Annotated in this window: 18 protein-coding genes; 8 read left to right on the top strand and 10 right to left on the bottom strand. The window is 65.2% G+C overall.

The annotated features are described in order from the left end of the window. Positions 1 to 8: 8 nt before the first annotated feature. The 5 genes from AC0L30_RS18995 to AC0L30_RS19015 all read right to left on the bottom strand — a co-directional run bounded on the left by AC0L30_RS18995 (position 9) and on the right by AC0L30_RS19015 (position 7228). Positions 9 to 920 (bottom strand): DMT family transporter, encoded by a 912-nt coding sequence (locus AC0L30_RS18995; protein ID WP_473404964.1) that lies wholly within the window; start codon positions 918 to 920, stop codon positions 9 to 11. Between the two features lie 138 nt (positions 921 to 1058). Further along, entirely contained in the window at positions 1059 to 1940 is an 882-nt protein-coding gene (locus AC0L30_RS19000; RefSeq protein WP_007591584.1) for an NAD(P)-dependent oxidoreductase, read from the bottom strand. Continuing rightward, positions 1940 to 3071, bottom strand: a protein-coding gene (gene prfB, locus AC0L30_RS19005) for a peptide chain release factor 2 (RefSeq protein WP_007591586.1) whose coding sequence is annotated in 2 segments (ribosomal slippage) — positions 1940 to 3001 and positions 3003 to 3071 — 1131 coding nt in all. Because the reading frame shifts where the segments join, the coding sequence is not laid out codon by codon here. The genes AC0L30_RS19000 and prfB overlap by 1 nt, the downstream gene beginning before the upstream one ends. 111 nt (positions 3072 to 3182) lie before the next feature. Next, a complete protein-coding gene (locus AC0L30_RS19010; protein WP_007591587.1) occupies positions 3183 to 5684 on the bottom strand; it encodes a penicillin-binding protein 1A in 2502 nt (833 codons plus the stop codon). Positions 5685 to 5935: 251 nt separating this feature from the next. Then, on the bottom strand, positions 5936 to 7228 hold the full coding sequence (locus tag AC0L30_RS19015) for an N-acetylmuramoyl-L-alanine amidase (protein WP_473404965.1): 1293 nt from the start codon (positions 7226 to 7228) through the stop codon (positions 5936 to 5938). Between the two features lie 704 nt (positions 7229 to 7932). Between AC0L30_RS19015 and AC0L30_RS19020 the strand changes: the two genes are divergently transcribed. Next, positions 7933 to 11007, top strand: coding sequence for an Rne/Rng family ribonuclease (locus AC0L30_RS19020; protein WP_007591589.1), 3075 nt, complete (start codon positions 7933 to 7935; stop codon positions 11005 to 11007). 65 nt (positions 11008 to 11072) lie between these two features. On the opposite strand, the gene AC0L30_RS19025 is transcribed toward AC0L30_RS19020, so the two are convergent. Next, on the bottom strand, positions 11073 to 11756 hold the full coding sequence (locus AC0L30_RS19025; RefSeq protein ID WP_007591591.1) for a helix-turn-helix domain-containing protein: 684 nt from the start codon (positions 11754 to 11756) through the stop codon (positions 11073 to 11075). 209 nt (positions 11757 to 11965) lie between these two features. On the opposite strand from AC0L30_RS19025, the gene AC0L30_RS19030 reads away from it, so the two are divergent. The 3 genes from AC0L30_RS19030 to AC0L30_RS19040 all read left to right on the top strand — a co-directional run bounded on the left by AC0L30_RS19030 (position 11966) and on the right by AC0L30_RS19040 (position 16023). Next, entirely contained in the window at positions 11966 to 13462 is a 1497-nt protein-coding gene (locus AC0L30_RS19030) for an amidase (protein WP_473404966.1), read from the top strand. Between the two features lie 84 nt (positions 13463 to 13546). Further along, entirely contained in the window at positions 13547 to 14773 is a 1227-nt protein-coding gene (locus AC0L30_RS19035) for an MFS transporter (protein WP_007591597.1), read from the top strand. Between the two features lie 17 nt (positions 14774 to 14790). Further along, positions 14791 to 16023, top strand: a complete 1233-nt coding sequence (locus tag AC0L30_RS19040; protein ID WP_473404967.1) for an NAD(P)/FAD-dependent oxidoreductase — start codon at positions 14791 to 14793, stop codon at positions 16021 to 16023. Between the two features lie 71 nt (positions 16024 to 16094). Here the strand turns inward: AC0L30_RS19040 and AC0L30_RS19045 are convergent, their stop codons facing one another. Then, complete coding sequence (locus AC0L30_RS19045; RefSeq protein ID WP_007591599.1) at positions 16095 to 16931, bottom strand: helix-turn-helix transcriptional regulator; 837 nt, start codon at positions 16929 to 16931, stop codon at positions 16095 to 16097. A gap of 89 nt (positions 16932 to 17020) precedes the next feature. Here AC0L30_RS19045 and AC0L30_RS19050 point away from each other — a divergent pair, with 89 nt between their 5' ends. Further along, positions 17021 to 17899 carry an SDR family oxidoreductase gene (locus AC0L30_RS19050; RefSeq protein ID WP_007591600.1) on the top strand — a complete coding sequence of 293 codons (879 nt, stop codon included), beginning with the start codon at positions 17021 to 17023 and terminating at the stop codon, positions 17897 to 17899. Between the two features lie 26 nt (positions 17900 to 17925). Here AC0L30_RS19050 and AC0L30_RS19055 read toward each other — a convergent pair whose 3' ends face one another. The 3 genes from AC0L30_RS19055 to AC0L30_RS19065 form a co-directional block, all read right to left on the bottom strand. After that, positions 17926 to 19260: a dicarboxylate/amino acid:cation symporter gene (locus tag AC0L30_RS19055; RefSeq protein ID WP_007591601.1), complete on the bottom strand. Its 1335-nt coding sequence runs from the start codon at positions 19258 to 19260 to the stop codon at positions 17926 to 17928. A gap of 84 nt (positions 19261 to 19344) precedes the next feature. Next, positions 19345 to 19899 carry a biotin transporter BioY gene (locus tag AC0L30_RS19060; RefSeq protein ID WP_035992783.1) on the bottom strand — a complete coding sequence of 185 codons (555 nt, stop codon included), beginning with the start codon at positions 19897 to 19899 and terminating at the stop codon, positions 19345 to 19347. An 87-nt stretch (positions 19900 to 19986) separates the two neighbouring features. Beyond that, a complete protein-coding gene (locus tag AC0L30_RS19065) occupies positions 19987 to 21174 on the bottom strand; it encodes a pyridoxal phosphate-dependent aminotransferase (RefSeq protein WP_007591605.1) in 1188 nt (395 codons plus the stop codon). Between the two features lie 216 nt (positions 21175 to 21390). On the opposite strand from AC0L30_RS19065, the gene AC0L30_RS19070 reads away from it, so the two are divergent. The 3 genes from AC0L30_RS19070 (at position 21391) to AC0L30_RS19080 (ending at position 24794) form a co-directional block, all read left to right on the top strand. Then, positions 21391 to 22794: a M48 family metalloprotease gene (locus AC0L30_RS19070; protein WP_007591606.1), complete on the top strand. Its 1404-nt coding sequence runs from the start codon at positions 21391 to 21393 to the stop codon at positions 22792 to 22794. Positions 22795 to 22902: 108 nt separating this feature from the next. Next, positions 22903 to 23670, top strand: a complete 768-nt coding sequence (locus AC0L30_RS19075; RefSeq protein ID WP_007591607.1) for a DsbA family protein — start codon at positions 22903 to 22905, stop codon at positions 23668 to 23670. A 248-nt stretch (positions 23671 to 23918) separates the two neighbouring features. Next, positions 23919 to 24794, top strand: a complete 876-nt coding sequence (locus AC0L30_RS19080; RefSeq protein WP_007591608.1) for a DUF1236 domain-containing protein — start codon at positions 23919 to 23921, stop codon at positions 24792 to 24794. Positions 24795 to 25000: the final 206 nt, after the last annotated feature.

The following is a 25000-nucleotide window of genomic DNA, read 5'->3' on the forward strand; positions in this document are numbered from 1 at the left end:
CTCTGGAACTATGTGCCGCGCCGAAGCAGGTCCAGAACGCGCCCATCGATCACCAGCAACGCGCTGCCGATCACGATCGCGCCCGCGATCTCTCGCATCGAGATCGGTTCGCCCAGCACCAGCCATCCCAGAAGAACGGCGGTGACGGGAATGAGCAGCGTCACCAGCATCACGTTGGTCGCACCCGACCGCCGCAGGATCTGGAAGAAGACGATATAGGCGAGCGTCGTCGACAGGCCGGCAAGGCCAAGCACTGCAAGCCACGTCGTCATGCCCGGCATCGGCAGACGCCACGGCTGCTCCGCTGCGCCCGCGACGATCACCATCATCACCGTGGAAGCCATCAGTTGATAGGCTGCCGTCACCAGCGGCGGGGAGTCCTTCAACAACCGGCGCGCTGCCAGCGCCGCAAAGCCATAGCTGAAGGCGCCGCCGAGGCAGAGCAGGATACCGAGCCCCTGCCCCGCCCGTGTTTCAGCGCCCCATCCGCGCAGGATGATCACGCCGGCGAGGCCCAGTGCCACGCCGGCAGCGCGACGCAGCCGTAAGGCCTCTTCGCCTGCCGCCGCCATTACGATCACCGTGAACAGCGGCGTGGTGGCATTCAGGATCGACGCCAGCCCGCTTGGAATGAAGGTCTGGCCGACCACGATCAGCGAGAACGGGATGACGTTGTTGAGGAGCCCAATCGCGACGAACGGTTTCCAGCCGGCGATGCCCTTGGGAAAGCCAATGCCCTGGACACGGAGCAGCGGCAGTAGAATGGCCGCGCCAAGTGCAACGCGCAAAAGCACCAGCGTGAGCGGCGGCAATTCCCGCAGCGCCGCGCCGTTGAAGAAGAACGACCCGCCCCAGAGCACCGAGAGCACAGCGAGCAGCGACCAGTCGCGCGCGTCGATCCGGCTGTGATTCAGGGGCATGGCGTCTCATGTCGCTAGGCGAGACAGCCGCCTAGGACGATCCTGCGAACAGCGCCACCCGATTTCCGATGACGCATCCGTTTACAAGACCAACGTGCGAACGAGGCAAACGACGCTGCCCCATGTCGATGTGATCCGCTAGGACGGCTTCTTCGGCCGCGACACCAGCTCGATCATCTTGCCTTCATCGTCGTCAGGCATCGCAGCCTTCGCCTGCGCGTAGGCCTCGACGGCGGCGCGCGCGACCAGCGGCTTGTCGGCCAGCAGGCTCTCGGCGAGCTTCACTGCGTAGGCGGCATCCTTGTGCCGCAGCGCCGCCGTGAACGTTGCGCCGGAAAAATCGCGGGCGACCATGCGCTTGGAGTGGCGCTGCACCTGCGGGCTTGCGGCGACGCCCGCCTGAATTGATTCCAGCACCAGATTCATGTCGAGCCCGGCCTGCTCGGCGATGGCGAGTCCCTCAGCGAGGCCGGCGATCTGGATCGCGCCCATCAGATTATTGATCAGCTTGTAGACGGTGCCGGCACCGACCGCGCCGAAATGGCGGATGGTCGAGCCGATCGGTGTCAGATAGGGCCGCGCGCGTTCGAGATCGGCGGGATCGGCACCAACGAGCAGCGTCAGCTTTCCGCTCGCTGCCGCATCCGGCAATCCCGTCACGGGGCAATCGATATAGATTAGCCCGCGCGCATTCATTTCGCGGCCCATCTCGCGGGCGTGGTCATAGGAAACGGTGGAGCATTCGATCGCGATGGTGCCTGATTTCGCCGTCTTGGCTGCGCCCTCGGGCCCGAGCCAGACCGCGCGCGAGGCCTCGTCATCGGCGACCATCGTCACGACCGCGTCGGCGTCGATCGCCGCGTCCTCAGGCGAGGTCGCCCACAGCGCGCCGCGCGCGATCAGGTCTTCCGCTTTTGTTTTGCTGCGATTCCAAACCGTCACCGTGAAGCCGGCATCGAGATAGCGGCCGGCCATGCCATGGCCCATCCGCCCAAGCCCGATGAAGGCGATCCGGGGCATCAGTCGACGTCCTCGATGTCGGCGCCGGGAGTGCCGAAGGCGCGCTGCGCCAGGGTCGCGGCCATGAAGTCGTCGAGATCGCCACCGAGAACGCCTGATGTATCGGAGGTCTGCACACCGGTGCGCAGATCCTTCACCATCTGGTAGGGCTGGAGCACGTAGGAGCGGATCTGGTGGCCCCAGCCGATGTCGGTCTTGGCGGCCTGGTCGGCGGCGGCCTTCTCTTCACGCCGCTTCAGCTCGATCTGATAAAGCCGTGCGCGCAGCATGTCCCAGGCCTGCGCCTTGTTCTTGTGCTGCGAGCGGCCGGCCTGGCAGACCACGGCGACGCCGGTCGGGATATGCGTCAGCCGCACCGCGGACTCGGTCTTGTTGACGTGCTGGCCGCCGGCGCCGCCTGAGCGCATGGTGTCGACGCGGACGTCCGATTCCTTGATGTCGATCTTGATGGTGTCGTCGATCACCGGAAACACAGCGACGGACGAGAACGAGGTGTGCCGCCGCGCGTTGGAATCGAATGGCGAGATCCGCACCAGGCGGTGCACGCCCGCCTCGGTCTTGAGCCAGCCATAGGCATTGTGGCCGGAGACCTGGATCGTCGCGGACTTGATGCCGGCCTCTTCGCCCTCGGACTCTTCCAGCACCTCGACCTTGAAGCCGTGGGTTTCGGCCCAGCGCGAGTACATGCGGAGCAGCATCTGCGCCCAGTCCTGGCTCTCGGTGCCACCGGCGCCGGCATGCACTTCGAGATAGGAATCGAAACCGTCGGCCTCTCCCGACAGCAGCGCCTCGAGCTCGCGCCGGGCGACTTCCTTCTTGAGGCTCTTCAGTGCGGCTTCGGCTTCCTTGACGACGCCCTCATCGCCCTCGGCTTCGCCGAGCTCGATCATGCCGATGTCGTCTTCGAGCTCCTGCTCGACCTTACCGATGCCGGAGAGCGAGTCCTCAAGCGAGGTGCGCTCCTGCATCAATTTCTGGGCTTTCTGGGGATCGTTCCAGAGGTTGGGATCTTCTGCGAGCTTGTTCAGCTCAGCGAGGCGCGCCGTCGATTTCTCGACGTCAAAGATGCCTCCTCAGCAGCCCGACCGACTGCTTGATCTCTTCTACCAACCGTTCGATTTCGGCGCGCATGTGGTTCTCTGGTCTCGCGGAATTGTTCCGCGTCTAATGACAACGGGATGTAGCGGCGGCGGCTGAAAAGCGCAACCGCCGCGGCGACGAACGTCTGTCTTGTCCTAAGCCTTAGTACAGCCCGCCGGTGCCCGGCCGCATGAAGAAACCGGAATCCGGCTGCTGCTGCTGCGACGCCGGCGTCCGGCCGTCGGCATCGGCAACGCCGATGACCGAATAATTATCCGGCGGCGCCGTGCCCGGCTTGAAGGCTTCGAGGATGGTTCCGCCGGTCTCGCCCGGACCGGCGCGCATGCCGGTCTTGGCGACGACGCGCACCAGCTTGATGCCGGCCGGCACCTTGAACGGGACCGCGGGCTTGTCGGCGAGCGCGAGCTGGAGGAAGTCGCGTGCGATGGGAGCTGCGAGATGACCGCCGGTCGCGGCGTTACCCTTGCCGAGCGGACGCGGCTTGTCGTAGCCCATGTAGATGGCGACGGCGACGTCGGGCGAGAAACCGACGAACCAGGCGTCCTTGGCCTCGTTGGTGGTGCCGGTCTTGCCGGCGATCGGCTTGCCGACCTGCTTGACCACGGTCGCGGTACCGGCCTGGACCACGCCTTCCATCAGCTCGGTGATCTGATAGGCGGTCATGGAATCCAGCACCTGCTCGCGGCGGTCAATCAGCTGCGGCTCGTTCTGGTTCTTCCAACCACCCGGCGCGTCGCAGCCGCGGCATTCGCGCTGGTCGTGCTTGAAGATGGTGTGGCCGTAGCGATCCTGGATGCGGTCGATCAGGGTCGGCTTCACCCGGCGGCCACCATTGGCGAGCATCGAATATGCCGTGACCATGCGCATCGCCGTGGTCTCGCCGGCGCCGAGCGCGTAGGACAGATAGTTCGGCAGTTCGTCATAGACGCCAAAGCGGCGGGCATATTCGCCGATCAGGGGCATGCCGATGTCCTGGGCGAGGCGCACCGTCACCGTGTTGAGCGACTGCCGCAGCGCGTTGCGCAGCGTCACCGGCCCCTGGAACTTGCCCGAGGAGAAGTTTTCAGGCCGCCACACGCCCGCGCCCTGGCCCTGGTCGATTTCGATCGGGGCGTCGAGCACGACAGTCGAAGGCGTATAGCCGTTGTCGAGCGCGGCCGAGTAGACGATCGGCTTGAACGACGAACCGGGCTGCCGATAGGCCTGCGTGGCGCGGTTGAATTGGCTCTGGTCGAACGAGAAGCCGCCGACCATCGCCAGCACGCGACCGGTCCAGGGGTCCATCACCACCATCGCGCCGGACACTTCGGGGATCTGGCGCAGCCGGTACTGACCTTCGACGGGCTGGGCGTCCTTGTACAGCGGATCGGCGTAGATCACGTCGCCGGGCTGGAGCACCTGCGACACTGCGCTTGCCGCCCTACCCTTCGCAGCCCCGGAGGCCGCTCTTGCCCATTTGATGCCGTCGAGCGTGATGAGGCCGGTCTCGCGCTGCTTGCTGATGGCGCCGCCGAGCTCGCGGCTCGGCTGGAAGCCGATGCGCGCCGACTGATCGCTGGTCTCCAGCACCACGGCCATGCGCCATGGCGAGATATCGGACAGAGACTTGATCTCGGCGAGCTTCACGCCCCAGTCGCCCGAAATGTCGAGCTTGCTGATGGCGCCGCGATAGCCCTGCTGCTCGTCATAGTTGACGAGACCGGCGACCATGGTCTTGCGCGCCATGACCTGAATCTTGGGATCGAGCGTAGTGCGGACCGAGAGGCCGCCCTCGTAAAGTTTCTTCTCGCCATAGCGCTCGAAGATGTCGCGGCGCACTTCCTCGGCGAAATATTCGCCGGCGAAGGTGTGGGCGCCATTGGAGCGGCTGGTAACGACCAGCGGCTCCTTGCGCGCCTTGTCGGCGTCGGCCTGCTTGACCCAGCCGTTCTCAACGAGACGATCGATCACGTAGTTACGGCGCTCGATGGCGCGGTCGCGGTTGCGGACGGGATGCAGCGTCGCAGGCATCTTCGGCAGCGCCGCGAGATAGGACGCTTCCGCCACCGTCAGCTCGTTCACCGACTTGTCGAAATAAACCAGCGACGCAGCCGCGATTCCGTAGGCGCCGAGACCCAGATAGATTTCATTCAGATACAGCTCGAGGATCTTGTCCTTCGAGTAGGTCTTCTCGATCCGCATGGCCAGCAAGGCTTCCTTGATCTTGCGCGCGAAGGAGACCTCGTTGGTCAGAAGGAAGTTCTTGGCGACCTGCTGGGTGATCGTCGAAGCGCCCTGCGGCCGGCGGTTGGAGCCGTAGTTCTGGATGTAGACCACGCCGGCGCGCGCCATGCCGGTGTAGTCGATGCCGCCATGCTCGTAGAAATTCTTGTCCTCGGCCGCGAGGAAGGCGTTGATCACGAGTTTCGGCACCGCCTGGATCGGCAGGTAAAGCCGCCGCTCCTTGGCGTATTCGCCGAGCAGCGAGCCGTCGGTCGCGTGCACGCGGGTCATCACCGGCGGCTCGTAATCCTGAAGCTGAGAGTAGTCCGGCAAGTCCTTGGAGAAATGCCAGATCAGGCCTGCGACGGCACCGACCCCGACAAGGAACAACACCGTTCCCGCGGCGAACAGGAAGCCCATGAACCGCACCAGCAAGCGCATTATCTGTTTATCCGTTCAAACTCTGGATCAGCCCAAAGATCAGCCCTGGCACCCGAAACAGGCGCCAAACCATCGCGAATTCACCGGCCTTACTCAATACTATCGGTGCCGGACCCAAGACGCTTGCCGAGCGGGATTCTCGCCGATTCCGGAACCCCCTGCGGCGTTTTTATAAAGCGCCCGCTGTGGCCAAACTAGGGCTTTTGCGGCGGGACGGAAAATCCCTTCTCAATTCGACGATCCTCCGGTCGTCAATTTGACGATCCGGCCGTGGCCATCCGCTTGGCCAAAAACCCGTCGATCGCCTGTGCCATCGAGCCCACGGCACGCGAACGCCATCCTTCCGAGACCAGATGCTCGAGGTCGCCCTTGTTGGAGACATAGCCGATCTCGACCAGGACCGACGGCACGTCGGGCGCCTTCAGCACCCGGAAGCCGGCCGATTTCAGGGGATGCTTGTGCATCCGCACGGTCGACTTCATTTCGCCCATCAACAGGTGGGCAAAACGACTTGAAAAGGTGCGGGTTTCCCGCTGGGTGAGATCGATCAGGATGTCGGCGACATCGGTCGGCTCCTCCGCGAGGTTGAAGCCGGCGATGGCGTCCGCCCGGTTTTCCGCATCCGCCAGCCGCTGCGCCTCGGCGTCGGAGGCCTTGTCGGACAACGTGTAGATGGTCGCGCCCTGCGCATCGCCCTCGGCGCGCGGCAGAGCGTCGGCATGGATCGAGACGAACAACGCCGCCTTGAGGCTGCGGGCGACTTTGACCCGGTCGTTGAGCGGGATGAAGGTGTCGTCGTCGCGTGTCATCACCACGCGAAATTTGCCGGTCTTTTCCAGCCGTTCGCGCAGAGCCAGGCCAAAGGCCAGCACCAGATTCTTCTCGCTCTCGCCGCTCGACTGGGTGCCATTGTCGATGCCGCCATGGCCGGGATCGATGACAACCACCGCGCGGCCATCGGCCTTCTGCCCGGCTTCAGGATGTGCAGATGCGGGAACCGTCGCGGGCGGCGGATCGGCAATTGCCGGCCGCAGCTCAGGACGATTTTCCGGAGCCAGCGACGGCACGAAGGCGGTGCGCTCGACCTCCTCCAGTTCGAGCACCAGCCGCGCGGGCTGACCGTTGGCGGCCTCCACCACGTAGGAATTGGCGATCTTGGCCGGGCCCGTCAGGTCGAACACGATTCGGGAGCCGCCGGGCATCACCAGCCCATAGCGGAAGGCCTTGACCAGTCCGCGTCCGCCGGACCCGGTGCCGGCGGGAAGTTGAAAATTGACCTGGGGGACGTCGACCACCACCCGATACGGGTCGGCCAAGGTGACGGCGCGGAAGCTAACGGTCTGGTCGATGTCGAGGACAAAGCGGGTTTGCCTGCCGTCACCGGCCAGCCGGGCGGCCGAAGCCATCGGGAAATTCACTGATGCAACAGCGGGTTGAGGCTGACTTTCCGCAGCCTTCAGGCGCGAGGAATCGGCACAGGGCAATGCTGCCGCGCAGAGCAGCACGCATCCTAGCAAGATCCTTTGATTTGCGCGGCTCGCCACCGATTCCGTGCCTCCGAGCAGCCTCTTTAACGCAATAGAACCACACGGTTAAACGATCCTTAATGACAGAGACGCGAAACTCGCTGACTGTGACCGCCGTGCGACGCTCCTTGCACGGATGGCCCAATCCACGTATGTACGGAATGCTGACGGCCGATATTTCCGGTTGTGTCGCATTCAGCCTCCCGGTGCAGCGCCGGAACTCTCAAGGTTTGGGAATTCCAGCGTTTTTCCGTTCCCCTCTAAGTCCAGCGCGGTGCGCGGCAGCAAGGTGGAGCGGGGCAAGCCCCGGCGGCGGACGGTTCCCGGTTACCACCACGTTTCCGGGACGGTTCTGACAGCGGCGCAACCCGTTACCCGATCCCTTAATCCCAAGGGAGCGGTTCGTAATACCCAAGGCGAGCGCGCTCGCGCCATGCCTGGCCAACAGCAACTGATTGAGGGGCGGCCCCGCCGCCCAATGTTTCATACGGGCCGACGCTTGATGCGCCAGACTGTGCCGACCAATTCTGAAGGACCATTCGCGACGCTGCGGAGTGAAAATTCCGCGCGCCACTTTGGTCCTCCGGCGTCCGGTTCGGCAAGGCGCGAGAGACGGCGTTTCGGCCTTCCCCTCACCCCCGAATCAGGTGGACCGTCGCGTCACCCGGCAGCGCTGATGGCGCCCACGGTGAATCGCGCCCGCCGCCGCCAAGAGTTAAGACATGCCCAACAAGATGTTGATCGATGCCACCCACCCGGAAGAGACCCGGGTCGTCGTGGTCCGCGGCAATCGCGTCGAAGAGTTTGATTTCGAGACCGCGCAACGCAAGCAACTGCGCGGGAATATCTACCTCGCCAAGGTCACAAGGGTCGAACCCTCGCTCCAGGCCGCTTTCGTCGAATATGGCGGCAACCGCCACGGCTTCCTCGCCTTCAGCGAAATCCATCCCGACTACTACCAGATCCCGGTTGCCGACCGGCAGGCGCTGATCGAAGCCGAGGAGCAGGCCCATCGCGAGGCCGAGGAAGAGAGCGAGAACCGCTCCCAGGGCCGCCGCCGCTCCCGCCACCGCAATTCCCGCCGCCGTAGCCATGGCGAGCGCGTCCGCAGCGACGTCGTCGAAGGCAGCGATCCCGCGGCCCGGCAGGTCCAGGGCGAGGCCCTGCCCGAAGGCGCTTCGCACGAGGGCGAGCACCTGCACGCCGGCGCAGAGCATCACGGCGAGCACGAAGGCCACGATCATCACGGCCACGAAGCACATGACCACGAAGGGCATGACCACGACGACCATCATCATGCCCATGGTGACGATCATCACGCCCACGACCATGGCGACCACGATCATCATGGCGAGCACGACCATCACGACCATGATCATGCCGACGAGACACCGGCGCCTGTCGCAGCGATCGGCGCCGAGCCCGCGGTCGCCACAGAGGCCGTTGCCGAGCCGCAGGAGGTTGCCTCCGACGTACACGCCGACGATCTTGCCGAGGCCGTGACGTCGGCTACTGAGCCTGCCGACGCCGTGTACGCCCCCGGCGAGAGCACGCAGGCTCCGCATCACGAATCCGAAGCGACGGCCGAGGATGACGACGAAGACGAGGACGACGAGGAAGCCGAAGAGGACGTCGTTGAATCCGTCGGCGGCGACGATGTGCTGGAAGAAGTGCCGGAGCGCACCTTCCGTCCCCGCCGCCAGTACAAGATCCAGGAAGTCATCAAGCGCCGCCAGGTGATGCTGGTGCAGGTCGTCAAGGAAGAGCGCGGCAACAAGGGCGCGGCGCTGACGACCTACCTCTCGCTCGCCGGCCGCTATGCCGTCTTGATGCCGAACACCGCGCGCGGCGGCGGCATCAGCCGCAAGATCACGAGCGCGCAGGACCGTTCGCGCCTAAAGGAAGTGGTGCAGGATCTCGACGTGCCCGAGGGCATGGGGATCATTCTGCGCACCGCTGGCGCCGCCCGCACCAAGCCCGAGATCAAGCGCGATTTCGAGTACCTGATCCGGATGTGGGAGACGGTGCGCGACATGACGCTGAAGTCGCAGGCCCCGACCCTCGTCTACGAGGAAGGCTCGCTGATCAAGCGCTCGCTGCGCGACCTCTACAACAAGGAGATCGACGAGATCTCAGTTGCCGGTGAATCCGGTTACCGTGAAGCGCGCGACTTCATGAAGATGCTGATGCCCGCCAATGTGAGCGCGGTGAAGCAGTATCGCGACGGCCAGCCGCTGTTCTCGCGCATGGGCGTCGAAAGCCAGCTGGATGCGATGTTCTCCCCGACCGTGCAACTGCGCTCCGGCGGCTACATCGTCATCAACCAGACCGAAGCGCTGGTCTCGATCGACGTCAACTCCGGTCGTTCGACGCGCGAGCATCATATCGAGGACACCGCGCTCAAGACCAATCTCGAAGCCTCCGAGGAGGTCGCGCGTCAGCTTCGGCTGCGCGATCTCGCCGGCCTGATCGTCATCGACTTCATCGACATGGACGAGAAGCGCAACAACCGCGCGGTCGAGCGCAAGCTGTCCGATTGCCTCCGGCAGGACCGCGCGCGGATCCAGGTCGGACGCATCTCGCATTTCGGCCTGCTCGAAATGTCACGCCAGCGCATCCGCGCCAGCGTGTTGGAGTCCTCGACCGATCCCTGCACGCATTGCGGTGGCACCGGCCATGTGCGCTCGGTGTCCTCGGTTGCGCTCCAATTGCTGCGCGGCCTCGAAGAGATCCTGATGAAGGGCGCAACCCACAATCTGGTGGTCCGCACCCGCACCGACGTCGCGCTCTATGTGCTGAACCACAAGCGCGGCCATCTGCGCGACCTCGAGAACGGCTTCAAGGTCACGTTGTCGGTCATCGCCGACCCGAGCGTCAACGGGCCGCAGGCCTATGTCATCGACCGCGGCGAGCAGGTGCATACGCTGGAAGCCGCCAAGGCTCTGCTGGCGGCGCAGGCGGCCGCAAGCCCGCCGCCCCTGGTCGAAGAGGCCTATGACGACGAGGAGTTCGATCCGGAGACCGAATCCGAGGTCGAGACCGAAGAAACCGAAGGTCTCGCCGAGGAGCAGACCGCAGGCGACGCCGCTACCGAGCAGGACGGCCAGCGCCGCAAGCGTCGCCGTCGCCGCCGCGGTCGCGGTGGCCCGCGCGACGAGGAGACGCGCGAGGATGGCGCTCCCGCTCTTGCCGAGACGGCCGTGGCGGCCGGCGAAGGCGAAGAGGATGCCGAGGCCGAGCCGGATGGCGAGGAAGGCGAGGAACAGGGAGCCCGTGGCGAGCAGCAGGGCAGCGCCGATCGCCGTCGCCGGCGTGGTCGCCGTGGCGGACGTCGGCGTCGTGGTCCTGGCGAGGAAGGTCTCGCCGGCTCCATCGGCGACGAGCTCGCGGCCAGTGCGCCGTCGGAAGCGACCGATGCAGTCGCCGATTTCGACGGTTTTAGCGGCGAGGCTGCGCCCTCGATCGCGCAGGCCGAGCACACGTCGGAACCTCAGGTCACCCAGCCTGAGCCGCGGGCCGAAGCACGGATTGAGGCAACGGCCAGGCCTGAGCCGGCTCCTGCTGCCGCGGACGAAGAGCACGCCGACGACAAGGCCGCACGACGCCGTTCGACGGTTCGGGAAAAGGTGAGCTTCCTGTCGAGCAGCCAGAGTGAACCGGCACCGATCGCGCAGGCGGCCGAGCCGGTTGCCCCGCCCGCACCGGCTCCGGAGCCCGCGCCCGCAGCGGCAAGCGAAACCTCGGCCGCACCGCGTCGCGCCGGCTGGTGGTCGCGCCGCTTCGGCGGCGGCGAATAGACGAGCCCCAATCAAAAACGCCCGGCTTCGGCCGGGCGTTTTTCGTTCCACGCTCTCTTTGCTGTTCAGAGCGACGGTGGATCGCCTTCGATCGGCGCCACGTCGCGCGATGCGATCCGGCGGAGCTGATCGTAGAGGTCAGGCGCTTCGCTGGTGCAAAGGCAGACGCCTGTCGCAGCAGGCCCTTCGCCGGCGTTGAGGTAGGCGTGGCCCATGGTGCTGTCGAGATAAATGCCGTCGCCCTCGCCCAGGATCTCCGGCGCGTAGAACTCGGTGTGGACGGCAACGCGTCCGCTCGTCACCACGAAATATTCCTCGCCGGCGTGGCGCAGCAGCGGACCGAACTCCTCCAGCGAGCGCGCCCTGACTTCGGCCAGGATCGGCACCATGCGTTTGCCGATCAGATCGGTGCATTGATAGGTGTAGGTGTAGAATCCGGTCGTGATCACCTGCCCCTGCCCGGCACGGCTGATGCTCCGTCGCGCCGTGACCGGTCTGCTCTGCTCGGGACGCGGGGGCACCGGATTGAACAGCTCGGCGATCTCCATCTTCAAGCCGGAGGTGAGCTGGAGCAGCTTGTCGTAGGTCAGCGACATCAGACCGTTCTCGACCTTGGACAGGGTCGACAGCGCCATGCCGGTCCGCTCCGCCACCTGCTTGAGCGTCAGCCCCCGCGCCTGGCGGGCAGCCTTGAGGCATTGGCCCAGCTGGGAGTTGGCGCCCTCCGGCGTCGTCACGATCTCGCTCATCCAGCAAGGTTATCACGGCGGCCGAAAAATTGTTTGATCGATCCACCTAATCTTTTCGACTGAAGCCGGCCCTGGGTTCCGCATCTGGCCGCCGTTTGGGCAGGCAAACCAGCATTTGTGCATGAAATGGCCGGTTCTGACGAATATTGGTGCGCGGCCTCCACTTTCCGATATGCTAAATCGTTTTCAAATTTTGAAAGGGATTGGCATTGTCCGACCTTTGCGATTCCAGCGCCGTTGAGCTGCGCCGCCGCCTGTCCGCCCGGGACATCTCGCCCGTCGAGCTGCTGGAGTCGTGCCTGTCGCGGATCGCCACCGTCAATCCCGCCGTCAATGCCGTCGTGACACTGGACGAGCCTGGCGCTCGCGCCGCTGCCAAGGAAGCCGAGGCCGCCATCCTGCGCGGTGAGGATCATGGCGCCCTCCACGGGCTCCCCGTTCTCATCAAGGACACCCAGGACACCGCTCGACTGCGCACCACCTGTGGCAGCCCGTTGCTGAGGGACAACGTCCCACTCGCTGACCAGGGCTCGGTGGCACGGCTGCGCGCGGCTGGCGCCATCATCTTCGGCAAGACCAACACACCGGAATGGGCGGCCGGCGGCAACACCCGCAACCCCGTGTTCGGGGCGACCGGCAATCCGTTCGATCCGATGCGCTCGGCGGCCGGCTCCTCCGGCGGCTCGGCGGTGGCGCTCGCCTGCGGCATGGCTCCGCTCGCCTCGGGCTCGGACACCGGCGGCTCCTTGCGCAATCCGGCCGGCTTCGCCGGCATTGTCGGCATGCGCCCGTCCTTCGGCCTCGTCGCCAGCGAGAAGCGCGTGTTCGGCTGGTCCAATTTGTCGACCGACGGGCCGATGGCGCGCAATGTCGCCGACACCGCGCTGATGCTGTCGGTGATGGCGAGCGACGATGCCCGCGATCCGCTCGCCTATACGCTGCCCGGCGAGCCTGTGCGCGGGCATGCCGAACGCTGGGCCGCGCCGCGCCCCGCAGAACTCGGCAGGCTGCGCCTGGCCTTCACCGAAGACTTCGGCTTCGCCCCGACCGAGCAGACCATCCGGCGCGTGTTCCGTCAGCGCGTGAGCAAGCTTGCACCTCTCTTCGCCGAATGCCGCGAGGCGACGCCGGATTGCTCCGGCGCCGATGACGCCTTCGCCGTGCTGCGTGCCGGCATGTTCCTGGCGACGCATGGTAAGAACTACAAGGAGCGGCCCGAGATGCTCGGGCCCAATGTCCGCGCCAATGTCGAGGAAGGCCTCGGCTACACGCTCGAAGATCACGCGCGCGCCGCAACGACGCAGACGCGGATCTATCGCGCCTGGCAAAGCTTCTTCGAAAGCTGCGACGTGCTGATCAGCCCCACCATCACGCTCAGTCCGCGGCCGTGGTCGGAGCCCCATCCCGCGGAGATCGACGGGGTGCCAACGAAATCCTACTTCCATTGGCTGGCGCTCGCTTATGCCGTGACGCTTCCCGGCCATCCCGCCATCAGCATTCCTCTCGGCCTCGATGAAGCCGGGCTGCCTTTCGGCCTGCAGATCGTCGGTCAGCGTGGCGGCGACGCCGCCGTGCTCGCGGTGGCCGCGAGCCTCGAAGCAGCGTTCGCCGGCGACGCGCAATTGTGCCGGCCGGCGCCCGATCTGGCCCGGCTTGCCGTGGCGCCGCCGCTCTCGGCTGCACCCGGCTTCCTGACTTGGGAATGAAGAACGTGGGAATGATCAGAACTCGGGCATGACCTGAACTCGGCAACGACCGAAACCAGCCCTGGCGGCGCGATGGAGACGAGGATGACGGAATTGCCGAGGAAGACCAGCGTCATCGCATTCGTCCTGCTCTACGTCGCCTACTGCATCTCCTATGTCGACCGCGCGGCGATCTCGCTGGCGCTGGCGCAGATCGGCAAGGACTTCAACCTCCAGGCCGCAGATCTCGGCATTGTCATCAGCGCGTTCTTCCTCGGCTACGCCGCGATGCAGGTGCCGGGCGGATGGCTCTCCGACCGCTTCGGATCGAAATATGTGGTGATCATCACCATCGTGATGTGGTCGCTGTTCACGGCGTTCACGAGCCTTGCTTGGTCGCTCACCTCACTGATCGCGATCCGCTTCCTATTCGGTATCGCCGAGGGCGGCTTCCCGCCGGCGAGCATCCGCGCAGTCGCGGAGGTGTTCAACAAGGACAGCCGGCCGAAGATGTCGGCGCTGCTGCTGTCGTCCAACTATGCCGGCAGCATGATCGCGCCGCTGATCATGGCGCCGTTGATCCTCTGGCTCGGCTGGCGCCATGCCTTCAACGCGATCGGCATTGCAGGCATCGTCTTTGCGGTCGCCTATTTCGTCTTCGTCCCGTATCTGGGCCGCCTGGGCGCGAACGATCCGAACCTGTCGGGGGCGAAGGCCGAGAGCCGTGCGCCGATGCGCGAGCTCATGAAGAATCCGCTGCTGTGGCAGCTGATGGTGGTGTGGTTCGGCCTCAGCTGCGTCAACAAGGGCCTGGATTCCTGGATGCCGCTCTATCTGCTCCAGCAGCGCGGGCTCGACCTCAAGACCGTCGGCATCGTGGCGCCGATCCCGTTCGTGATGGCGACGATCGCGACCGCGATCGGCGGCTGGGTGATGACGACCTTCTTCGCCGAGCGCGAAAAATATCTGCTGATCGGCGCCTCCGCATTGACCGGCATCTTCCTCTACGCCATGTACAAGGCGGAGACGATCGCGATGCTGATCACCTACCAGTCGGTGGTCTATTTCTTCAAATCCTTCGTACTGGCCTCGGTGATTGCGCTTCCGACCAAGCTGCTCCGCGACGACCAGATCGGATCCGGCATCGGCATGGTCAATCTCGGCGGCCAGAGCGCGGGCTTCGTCGCACCCGTGGCCATCGGCTTCATCGTGACCGGAACCGGATCGTTCGATGCCGCCTTCGGCTTTCTCGTGGCGATGACGGCGTTATCAGTCGTGGTCGCCGCAACCATCAACACGGCCCAGCCGAAGCTCATGCCGCAGACGGCCTGACAGGAGAATTTCTTCCGATGCAAAGCGCGATCGTCCTCGGCGGCGGCATGATCGGCGTCAGCGCGGCGCTGCACCTCCAGCAGCGCGGCTGGTCCGTCACGCTGATCGACCGCAGGGAGCCGGGCCGTGAGACCAGCTACGGCAATGCCGGCATGATCCAGGCGGAAGCGGTGCGCCCCTATCCGATGCCGCGCGACCTCGCCACGCTCCTGAAGATCGCGACCGGCCGCACCAACGACGTGCGTTACAGCCTGTCATCTCTTCATCTTCATATCGAACCCCTGCTCCGCTATTGGTGGCATTCGGCGCCGAAGCGACATCGTGAGGCGATCGACGCCTGGGCACGGCTGATCGCCTACGCGACGGCGGAGCACGACATCCTCATTCGCGAAGCCCATGCCGACAATCTGATCCGCCGCGCGGGATACCGGCACCTGCATCGCGACGCTGCCTCGTTCGATCTTGCCGTCAAGGCGGCGGAAGAGGACCAGCGCGAATTCGGCGTGAGGTTTCGTGCGCTCTCGGGCGCCGAGCTCGCCCAGGCCGAACCTGTCCTGCGCGACGACCTGCCCGGCGCGATCCATTGGCTCGACACCTGGACCGTGTCTGATCCCGGCGCGCTGGTCACGGCCTATGCCAATCTGTTTGAGCGCCTCGGCGGCGCCATCGTGCTCGGTGATGCCCAAAGCCTGCAGCAGACCGCCACCGGCTGGTCGGTCAAGACAGACCATGGGCGGGTCGACGCCGCCAACGCCGTGGTGACGCTCGGGCCGTGGTCGCCCGATCTCCTGCTCAAATTCGGATATCGCATTCCGCTGGTGCGCAAGCGCGGCTACCACATGCATTACAGCGGTGGCGCCTCGCTCGATCTGCCGCTGGTCGACAAGGCCGGTGGCTACGCCATGGGTCCGATGGCGAAGGGTATCCGCATCACCACCGGCGCGGAGTTGACGGGCCTGGACGCGCTCGCAACGCCCGTGCAGCTCGCCAGCGCGGAAGCCTCCGCGCGCGAGCTGATCGACCTCGGCAAGCGGGTCGAGCCCGACCCATGGTTCGGCACCCGCCCCTGCACGCCCGATATGCTGCCGGTGCTCGGCCCCGCCCCACGCCATCCCGGCCTCTGGATGAACTTCGGCCACGGCCACCAGGGCTTTACGCTGGGACCCGCGACCGGGCGCCTCCTCGCCGAGATGATGAGCGGCGAAACACCGGCGATCGATCCGACGCCGTACCGGCCGGAGCGATTCTAGATCAGGGTTGACGGCAAGCACCGCGTGCGCGTCGCCAGATGCAGGTTGAACGCGCGAGTTCGCAACTTCCGTCAGTCGGCGCGCTCGGCGAGCAGTGTCCTGATGCGTTCGGCGTCGTCGGGAGTCGCGGGGTTGTAGACGATCATGCTGAGATCGGAGCGTCCCTCGACGATAAAGCTCGAATATTCGAACGACATCGTGCCGTGAACGGGGTGCCGCAGCCGCTTGGTGCCGTCGCCGTGGTAACGCACGTCATTGTCGCGCCAGAGCGCGGCGAATTCCGGGCTGGTCCGGCACAGCTCGTCGACAAAATTGGCGACATGCGAGACTGCGCCGGCCCGCGCGGCGTCCGCCCGGAAAGCCGCGACCACGAAGCGCGCCACGCTGTCCCAATCGTATTGCGCGGCGCGCACGCGCGGATCGCAGAAGATGAAGCGCAGGATGTTGCGCTGTCCCGGCGGGATCGCGCCGTAGTCGGTCAGCACGGCGCTTGCGGCACGATTCCAGGCGACGACGTCCCAGGTCGCGGTCCGCACCAGCGCCGGGCTGAACGCGAACGCATCGAGCACCCGCTGCAACCGCGGCGAGACGCCTTCGCTCGCCTGGTAGCGCACCTCGGGCGGACGGCCGAGGCCGATCAGGAACAGGTGCTCGCGCTCGACATCGGTCAGCATCAGCGCTCGCGCGATGCGGTCGAGCACATCGGGCGACGGCGCGCCGCCGCGGCCCTGCTCGAGCCAAGTGTACCAGGTCGGGCTGATATTGGCGCGCTGCGCCACCTCCTCGCGGCGGAGTCCCGGCGTACGCCTGCGGCTACCCGCGAAGCCGAACGCGGTGGCATCGAGCCGGGTGCGGCGGTCCTTGAGGTAGGCCCCGAGCAGGTTTTCGGCTGAAGCGGTCTCGCTCATCCTGTTAGCTATTATACCCCGATAATGTCACTACTTTACCCGGATAATCCTAGCGCGGATGGTCGTCTCCACCAACCCTGGAGATACTCATGCGTGTTTTCGTCACTGGCGCCACCGGCTTCGTCGGCTCCGCCGTCGTTCGCGACCTGATCGCTGCCGGCCACCGGGTCACGGGCCTCGCCCGCTCCGACGCGGGAGCCGCGACGCTCGCCGCGATGGGCGCCGAGATCCACCGCGGCTCGCTGGAGGATCACGCGTCCTTGCGCAGCGGCGCGGCCGCCTCCGACGGCGTCCTGCACCTCGGCTTCAACCACGACTTCTCGAAGTTTCTGGACAATTGCGAGCTCGACCGCCACGCGATCCTGGCGATCGGCGAGGAGCTCAAGGGCTCCGGTCGCCCTCTCATCGTCACCTCCGGCGTCGCGCTGCTTGCGCCCGGCCGCCTCGCCACCGAGGACGATGTGTCGGCGCAGCGCTTTCCGCGCGTGTCGGAAGCGACCGCGCTGTCGCTGGCCGGCGTCCGCGCCGCCGTTGTGCGTCTTCCGCCCTCCACGCATGGCGAGGGCGACCACGGCTTCGTTCCGATCCTGATCAACCTCGCGCGCCAGAAAGGCGTATCGGTCTATGTCGGCGATGGCAGCAACCGCTGGCCCGCCGCGCACCGCTTCGATGCCGCGCGCGTCTACCGGCTGGCGCTGGAGCAAGGCGCAACCGCGAAGCACTATCACGCGATCGCCGAGGAAGGCGTGCCGTTCAAGGCGATTGCGGAAGTGATCGGCCGGCGGCTCGGCGTGCCCGTGGTGTCCCAATCGCCCGAGGAAGCGACCGCGCATTTCGGCTGGTTCGCACAGTTCGCGGGCGCCGACGTTCCGACCTCGAGCGCGAAGACGCGTGCTGCTCTCGGCTGGTCGCCGCAAGAAAAAGGGCTGATCGAGGATCTCGACCAGCCCTATTACTTCAAGATCTGACGGCGCCCGGCACCGTCAAATGCAGATCAGTCCGTCGTGACAGCCGTTTCCATGTCGGTCGGATCGATCTGCCTGGCGAGGTTGGCGTTGAGCTTGTCGCGATCGAGTTCGCCCTCCCACCAGGCGACGATCACGCAGGCAACGCCGTTGCCGCACAGATTGGTCAGCGCGCGGCACTCACTCATGAACTTGTCGATGCCGAGCACGATCGCCATGCCCGGCACGAGGCGCGGATCGACCACGGCGAGCGTCGCCGCCAGCGTGATGAAGCCCGCGCCCGTGATACCGGAGGCGCCCTTCGAGGTCAGCATCGCCACCACCAGAATGGTGAGCTGCTGGCCGAAGGTGAGATCGAAGCCCAGCGCCTGCGCGATGAACAAGGTCGCCAGCGTCATGTAGATGTTGGTGCCGTCGAGATTGAACGAATAGCCCGTGGGCACCACGAGGCCGACCACCGATTTGGAGCAGCCCAGGCGCTCAAGCTTTTCCATCAAGGACGGCAACGCGCTTTCCGAGGACGAGGTGCCGAGCACAATCAGCAGCTCGTCCTTGATGTAGGCGAGGAACTTGAAGATGGAGAAGCCCGCGAAGCGCGCGATGATACCGAGCACGACGAACACGAACAGCGCCGCAGTCAGGTAGAATGTCGCTATCAGGCCGATCAGGTTGAGGATCGCCCCGGTGCCGAACTTGCCGATGGTGTAGGCCATCGCGCCGAAGGCGCCGATCGGCGCCGCGCGCATCACGATGGAGATGACGCCGAACACCGCATGCGCGGCGTCGTCGATGAAACTGCGGATGGTGTGGCCGCGTTCGCCGAGCCCCATGATGGCGAAGCCGAACAGCACCGAGAACAGCAGCACCTGCAGGATCTCGCCTTGCGCGAAAGCGCCGACGACGGTGTCCGGAATGATGTGCAGCACGAAGTCGACCGACCTCTGGCCTTCGGCCTGCTTGGCGTAGTTGGCGACGGCCTGCGCGTTGGCGGCGGCGCCGCCGAAGCCCGCACCCGGCTTCACCAGATTGCCGATGATGAGTCCGATCACCAGCGCGAAGGTCGAGACGATCTCGAAATAGACCAGCGCCTTGACGCCGATGCGGCCGACCTTCTTGGCATCCTGGATATGGGCGATGCCCGAGACCACGGTGCAGAAGATGATCGGCGCGATCACCATCTTGATCAGCTTGATGAAGCCATCGCCGAGTGCCTTGATCCACTCATTGGTGGCGACTGACGGCCAGAGCCAGCCGACGATGGCGCCGAGCACGATCGCGATCAGCACCTGGATATAAAGTACCTTGTACCACGGCTTGGCGGCGGGCGGCGCGACCGGCGCCCCCACCATCGTTGTCGTCGTCATTGTTTCACTCCCCCTCAAAACGCCGGGCCAGCCAAGATCAACTTGGCCGGCCCTGTCAATCGGAACTGCTCGTTATTGCGCGCTTTACCCGCGATCGACCACCCGGCGTATCGCCGGCATCAACGTCGCGCCCAGCGCGTTCTTGACCAACGACGCCGCAACGAACGGCATCAGGCCGACCTGCCAAGCCTTTGCGGCGCCAAGGCCGAGGCCAAAGGCCAGCCAGCCAAAGCCCGCGGCCAGAATGAGGATGTGGCCGACGGCCATGGCCGCAAACAGCAGCATGACGCTGCGATCCCAGCCGCGCTCGGCGAGCCAGCCGGTGACGAAGGCGGCGCCAATGAAGCCGAACAGATAGCCCGCGGTCGGGCCGACCAGCGGTGCGATTCCACCAACGGGACCGGCGAACACCGGCAGGCCCATTGCGCCCTCGGCGAGGTAGGCAATCATGGTTGCGCTGCCAAGCCGCCAGCCATAGGCGGCGCCGATCATCAACGCGACCAGCGTCTGCAATGTCATGGGCACGTAAGGCAGCGGCAGGTTCACCTTGGCTGACAGCGCCATCAAGGCGGTGCCGAGCGCAATCAGCACGACGGCGCGCAAGGCGCCGACGGTTTCACCGGGCCGGACTGGCCACATCAATGCGGCGAGAGGAGAATGCGTGGCGGTAGACGGGACGGAACGGTCAGACAAGTTGCACTCCAGAAGGCTGTCGAAAACTGGCGGCTATTTAAGCCAGTGAGCGATCCGGTCAACTGCTTCCCGCATCTCCGCAGCCGAACGCGCATAAGAGAGCCGTATGAATGAACGGCCATGGATGGGATCGAAATCGAGCCCCGGCGTGACCGCGACATGGGCCTGTTCGAGCATCTGCTTGGCGAAGTCGAAACTGTCTGAGGTGAAATCCGAGACATCCGCATAGAGATAGAACGCGCCGTCGGCCGGCAGAAACCTGGTCAGGCCGGCCTTGGGCAATCCCTCGATCAGGATGCGCCGGTTTTCCTGATAGCCGTGCTTGATCTCCTCCATCTCGGCCGCGCCGTCGAAGGCCGCTTCGGCCGCGATCTGCGACAGCGACGGCACCGAGATCGACAGGTTCTGCTGCAGCCGCTCGATCGGCCGCACCAGAATCTCGGGCACGACCATCCAGCCGACGCGCCAGCCCGTCATGCAGAAATACTTCGAGAACGAGTTGATCACGAGCGCGTGGTCCGACAGCGCCGCAGCCGTCACCGCGGGAAACGCGTAGTCGAGCCCGTGATAGATCTCGTCCGAGATGAAACGGATGCCCGCGTCTTGCGCCGCAGCGATCAGGCCTGCGAGCGCCTCGCGGGACATCATGGTCCCGGTCGGATTGGCCGGGCTGCCGACCAGCACGCCCTTCAGCGGCGCCTTGCGATGGGCGACCAGCAGCGCCTCGCCGGTCAGCGCATGGCGCGTCTCGTTCGTAGTCTCGATCAGCACCGGCTCGCAGCCGAGCGCGGTGAGAATATGACGGTACGGCGGATAACCCGGCACCGTCACGGCGACGCGGTCGCCCGGCTCGAACATCGCCAGGAAAGCCAGAATGAACCCGCCGGAGGAGCCGGTGGTCACCACGATTCGCTCGGGGCTGACATCGCAGCCATAGGCATCGCGATAATGCCGCGCGATGCGCGCGCGCAAGGAGGGGATGCCCAGCGCGGAGGTATAATCGATCCGCCCTGCCTCGAGCGCCGCATGGGCGGCCGCAATCGCGGTCTTCGGCGCGCCGGCGGCGGGCTGGCCAACCTCCATGTGGATGACATGGCCCCCGGCCGCCTCGATCCGGGCCGCCGCGGCCATCACGTCCATCACCATGAACGGGGGAACATCGCTACGGCGGGAGGGCTCAAGCCACTGCCCCAACCGGTTCCTCAAGGTCGCATCGTGCATCGATTTCTGCTATTCGCTGGCGGACTGATCCGTCCGGCCTGAGAACGGGGTTCTTGCGCCCCAGACTGGCCGCATTGTACGGCTCATAAGGGGAACGGCTCAAAAGGGCATATCGCGTATCCGGTCCGCCGCCAATCGCCAAAACCAATCACTGAACTGCTCGACCAAGAATGCTTGACCAGCCTGCTGACAAGATCCTTTGACCCAGACCGCTTGATGTTGTTCCAGATCGCATTGCGCAAGAAGGCCACCGCCCTCATCTCCCTCCTCGCGGCGGCTGCGATCGCGCTGACGCCGTTCTCGGCCGCGCATGCGCAGGCCAAGGGGCCGCCGGTCCTGCGCGACACCGAGACCGAGCAGCTGCTGCGCGAATACACCCGCCCGATCCTGCGCGTCGCCGGTCTGGAGAAGCAGAACATCCAGATGGTGATCGTCAACGAGGGCTCGTTCAACGCGTTCGTCGCCGACGGCCGCCGCATCTTCGTCAATTACGGCGCGATCCTCCAGTCGGAGACGCCGAACCAGATCATCGGCGTGCTCGCGCACGAGACCGGGCATCTGGCCGGCGGCCATCTGTCCAAGCTGCGCGAGCAGCTCGCCAATGCCCAGACCCAGATGATCATCGCCATGCTGCTCGGCGCCGGCGCGATGGCCGTGGGCAGCACCCGCGGCAGCGGCAGCGCCGGCAACAATGGCCTTGCCAATGCGGGAGCCGCCGCCCTCGCCGGCCCGCAGGAGATGATCCGCCGTACGTTGCTGTCCTACCAGCGGCAGCAGGAGGAGAACGCCGATCGCGCCGGCGTGAAATTCCTGACGGCGACCCAGCAGTCGCCGAAGGGCATGTACGAGACCTTCAAGCGCTTCACCAGCGAGAGCCTGTTCGCAGCACGGGGCGCCGATCCCTATCTCCAGTCGCACCCGATGCCCGCCGAGCGCGTCGCTTCACTGCAGGAGTTCGCCAGCGCCAGCCCCTATTGGGACAAGAAGGACGATCCCGCGCTTCAGCTGCGCCACGACATGGTGCGCGCCAAGATCTCCGCCTTCATGGAACGGCCGGAGACGGTGTACCGCCGCTATCCCCTGACCAACGACAGCCTGCCGGCGCGCTACGCCCGCGCCATCAGCACCTATTTGCATGGGGATTTGCGCAGCGCGCTCACCCAGATTGACGCGCTGATCCAGGTCCAGCCCAACAATGCGTATTTTTACGAGGTGCGCGGCCAGGCCCTGCTGGAGGGCGGCAAGCCGGCCGAGGCGATTCCGGCCCTGCGCAAGGCTGTCGCACTTTCGAACAACGCGCCCCTCATCGAGATGTTACTTGGGCAGGCTCTGGTTGGGTCCGATAATAAGGCCTACACCGATGACGCCGTTCGGATTCTCCGGGCCGCGGTGGCACGGGAACCGGAGGCCGTGCTCGGCTACATGCAGCTCGCGATGGCCTATGGCCGGAAGGGCGACTATGCCGAGGCCGATCTGGCGTCGGCGCAGGCCGCTTATCTGCGCGGCGACAACAAGACCGCCCGCGAGCTTGCGACGCGCGCGAAAACCCGTTTCGCCGTCGGCACACCCGGATGGGTCAAGGCCGACGACATCGTGGCGTCGAAACCGCCGCGCAACTGACCAGAACGACGCCTTACGCCACGACGCCTTACGAAACGACGTCACGACACCGAGCTTAAGTCCGCCGGGACGTTTTCCGAAACCTGCTTTGGATAAGAGGATTTGCCTATGCCTTCGCTGCGCCTGCTTGCTCCCGCGCTGTTTGCGCTCGCCATGTTCGGCGCAGCCGTGCCCGCGTCGGCCGACAGCTTCTCCGATGCCCAGCGCACGGATATCGAGGCGATCGTCAAGAACTATCTCGTCACCCATCCCGAGGTGCTCGAGGAAGCGATGACCGAGCTCACCAAGCGCCAGGCCGCGGCTGAGACGCAGAAGCACGAAGCCAGCGTCGCCCAGAATTCCGATGCGATCTTCAATTCGCCGCGCCAGGTCGTGCTCGGCAACAAGGACGGCGACGTCACCTTCGTCGAGTTCTTCGACTACAATTGCGGCTACTGCAAGCGCGCGATGGGCGACATGCTCGACCTCATGAAGGCCGATCCGAAGCTGAAGGTGGTGCTGAAGGAGTTTCCGGTGCTGAGCCAGGGCTCGGTCGAAGCAGCCCAGGTCGCCGTCGCGGTGCGCATGCAAGATCCCTCCGGCAAGAAGTATCTCGATTTCCACCAGAAGCTGCTCGGCGGTCGTGGGGCGGCCGACAAGGCGCGCGCACTTCAGGCGGCCAAGGAAGCCGGCCTCGACGTCGCGAAGATCGAGAAGGACATCGGCAGCGCCGAGGTACGCACCACCATCGAGGAGAACTTCAAACTCGCCGAAGCGATGGGGATGAACGGCACGCCGAGCTATGTCATCGGCAAGCAGATCGTTGTCGGCGCCGTCGGTGTCGAAAGCCTGAAGGAAAAGATCGCTGTGGCCCGCTGCGGCAAAGCGACTTGCTAATTAGCCGACTTGTTAACAAGGCGACCTGCTGACAAGGCGACTTGCTGATAAGCGATCTGCTCTACAACTCACGCATGCAAAAGGCCGGCTGAAACGCCGGCCTTTTCATTGCGCCGAAATCTGGCGCGCGCATTCATCTGGCATTCAACAAACAAAAGCCCCGGAACCACCGAAGTTCCGGAACAACTCAAATCTCCTTTCGTTGTCGGCGCGGGCAATGACGCAATTGAACACGTGAGGAGAATTCCATGTCTAACCGCTTTATGATCTCGGTTGCCACACTCGCGCTCGTCGCGGGCACCGGTCTGGCGAACGCACAGGGCACCATGAACCGCGACAGCGGTGGCGGCGCCGGTGGTGCGCAGATGCAGCATTCGCAGCCTTCCGGCGGCGCCGCCGAACGCGGCGGCTCGATGGGTAAGGAATCCGCCCATGAGAAGGGCACCGTCGGCCAGGCTGGTGGCTCCAGCAGCATGAAATCCGGCACGTCCGCCGAGGACAAATCCTCCGGCGCGACCAAGGACGAGCACTCCGGCCGCGAGATGAACAAGAACGCGGCTGAGGACAAGTCCGGCGCTACCAAGGGCCAGCGCACCGACGAACGCGCGCAGGGTCAGCAGGACAAGTCCAAGAGCATGAGTCAGGACACGAGCAAGGACTCGAGCAAGACCGGCGCCAAGGACCAGAAGGACATGAAGGCTGAGGGCGCCAAGAGCGGCACCAGCAGCACCAACAATGCCGAGAACCAGAAGGGTACCGAGACGCGCACCAACCAGAACGCTCAGGGCCAGACCGGCACCAGCACCAACCAGAATGCGCAGGGTCAGAGCAGCACCAACACGACGGTCGGTCAGGCCGGCGCGGGCGCCAAGCTCTCGACCGAGCAACGCACGCAGATCACCTCGGTGATCCGCGAGGAGCATGTGCGTCCGGTGACGAACGTGAACTTCTCGATCTCGGTCGGCACTCGCATTCCGCGCGAGGGCGTCGAGCTGCACACCCTGCCGTCCCGTGTCGTGACGATCTATCCGGAATGGCGGACCTATCGCTACGTCCTGGTCAAGGACGAGATCGTGATCGTCAATCCGGACACCTATGAGATCGTGGCTGTCCTGAACACGTAAGACGATACCCGGCAACCATCGGGGGCGGGCAGCAATGCCCGCCCCTTTGCCGTTCGGCCGGCAGCCATGCTTCGGACTGGTTAACAAGCAATTTCCGTAGCTTGCGCACAGATTTTTGCACCCCGGATGAGGCATCTGAAGCCACCTCGGAGGTCCTTCAAGGCTTCCCCTCACGCGCTTTGTTACCTATAACCCCCGCCACGCCG

Source organism: Bradyrhizobium sp. MI1.11 (assembly GCF_055811255.1).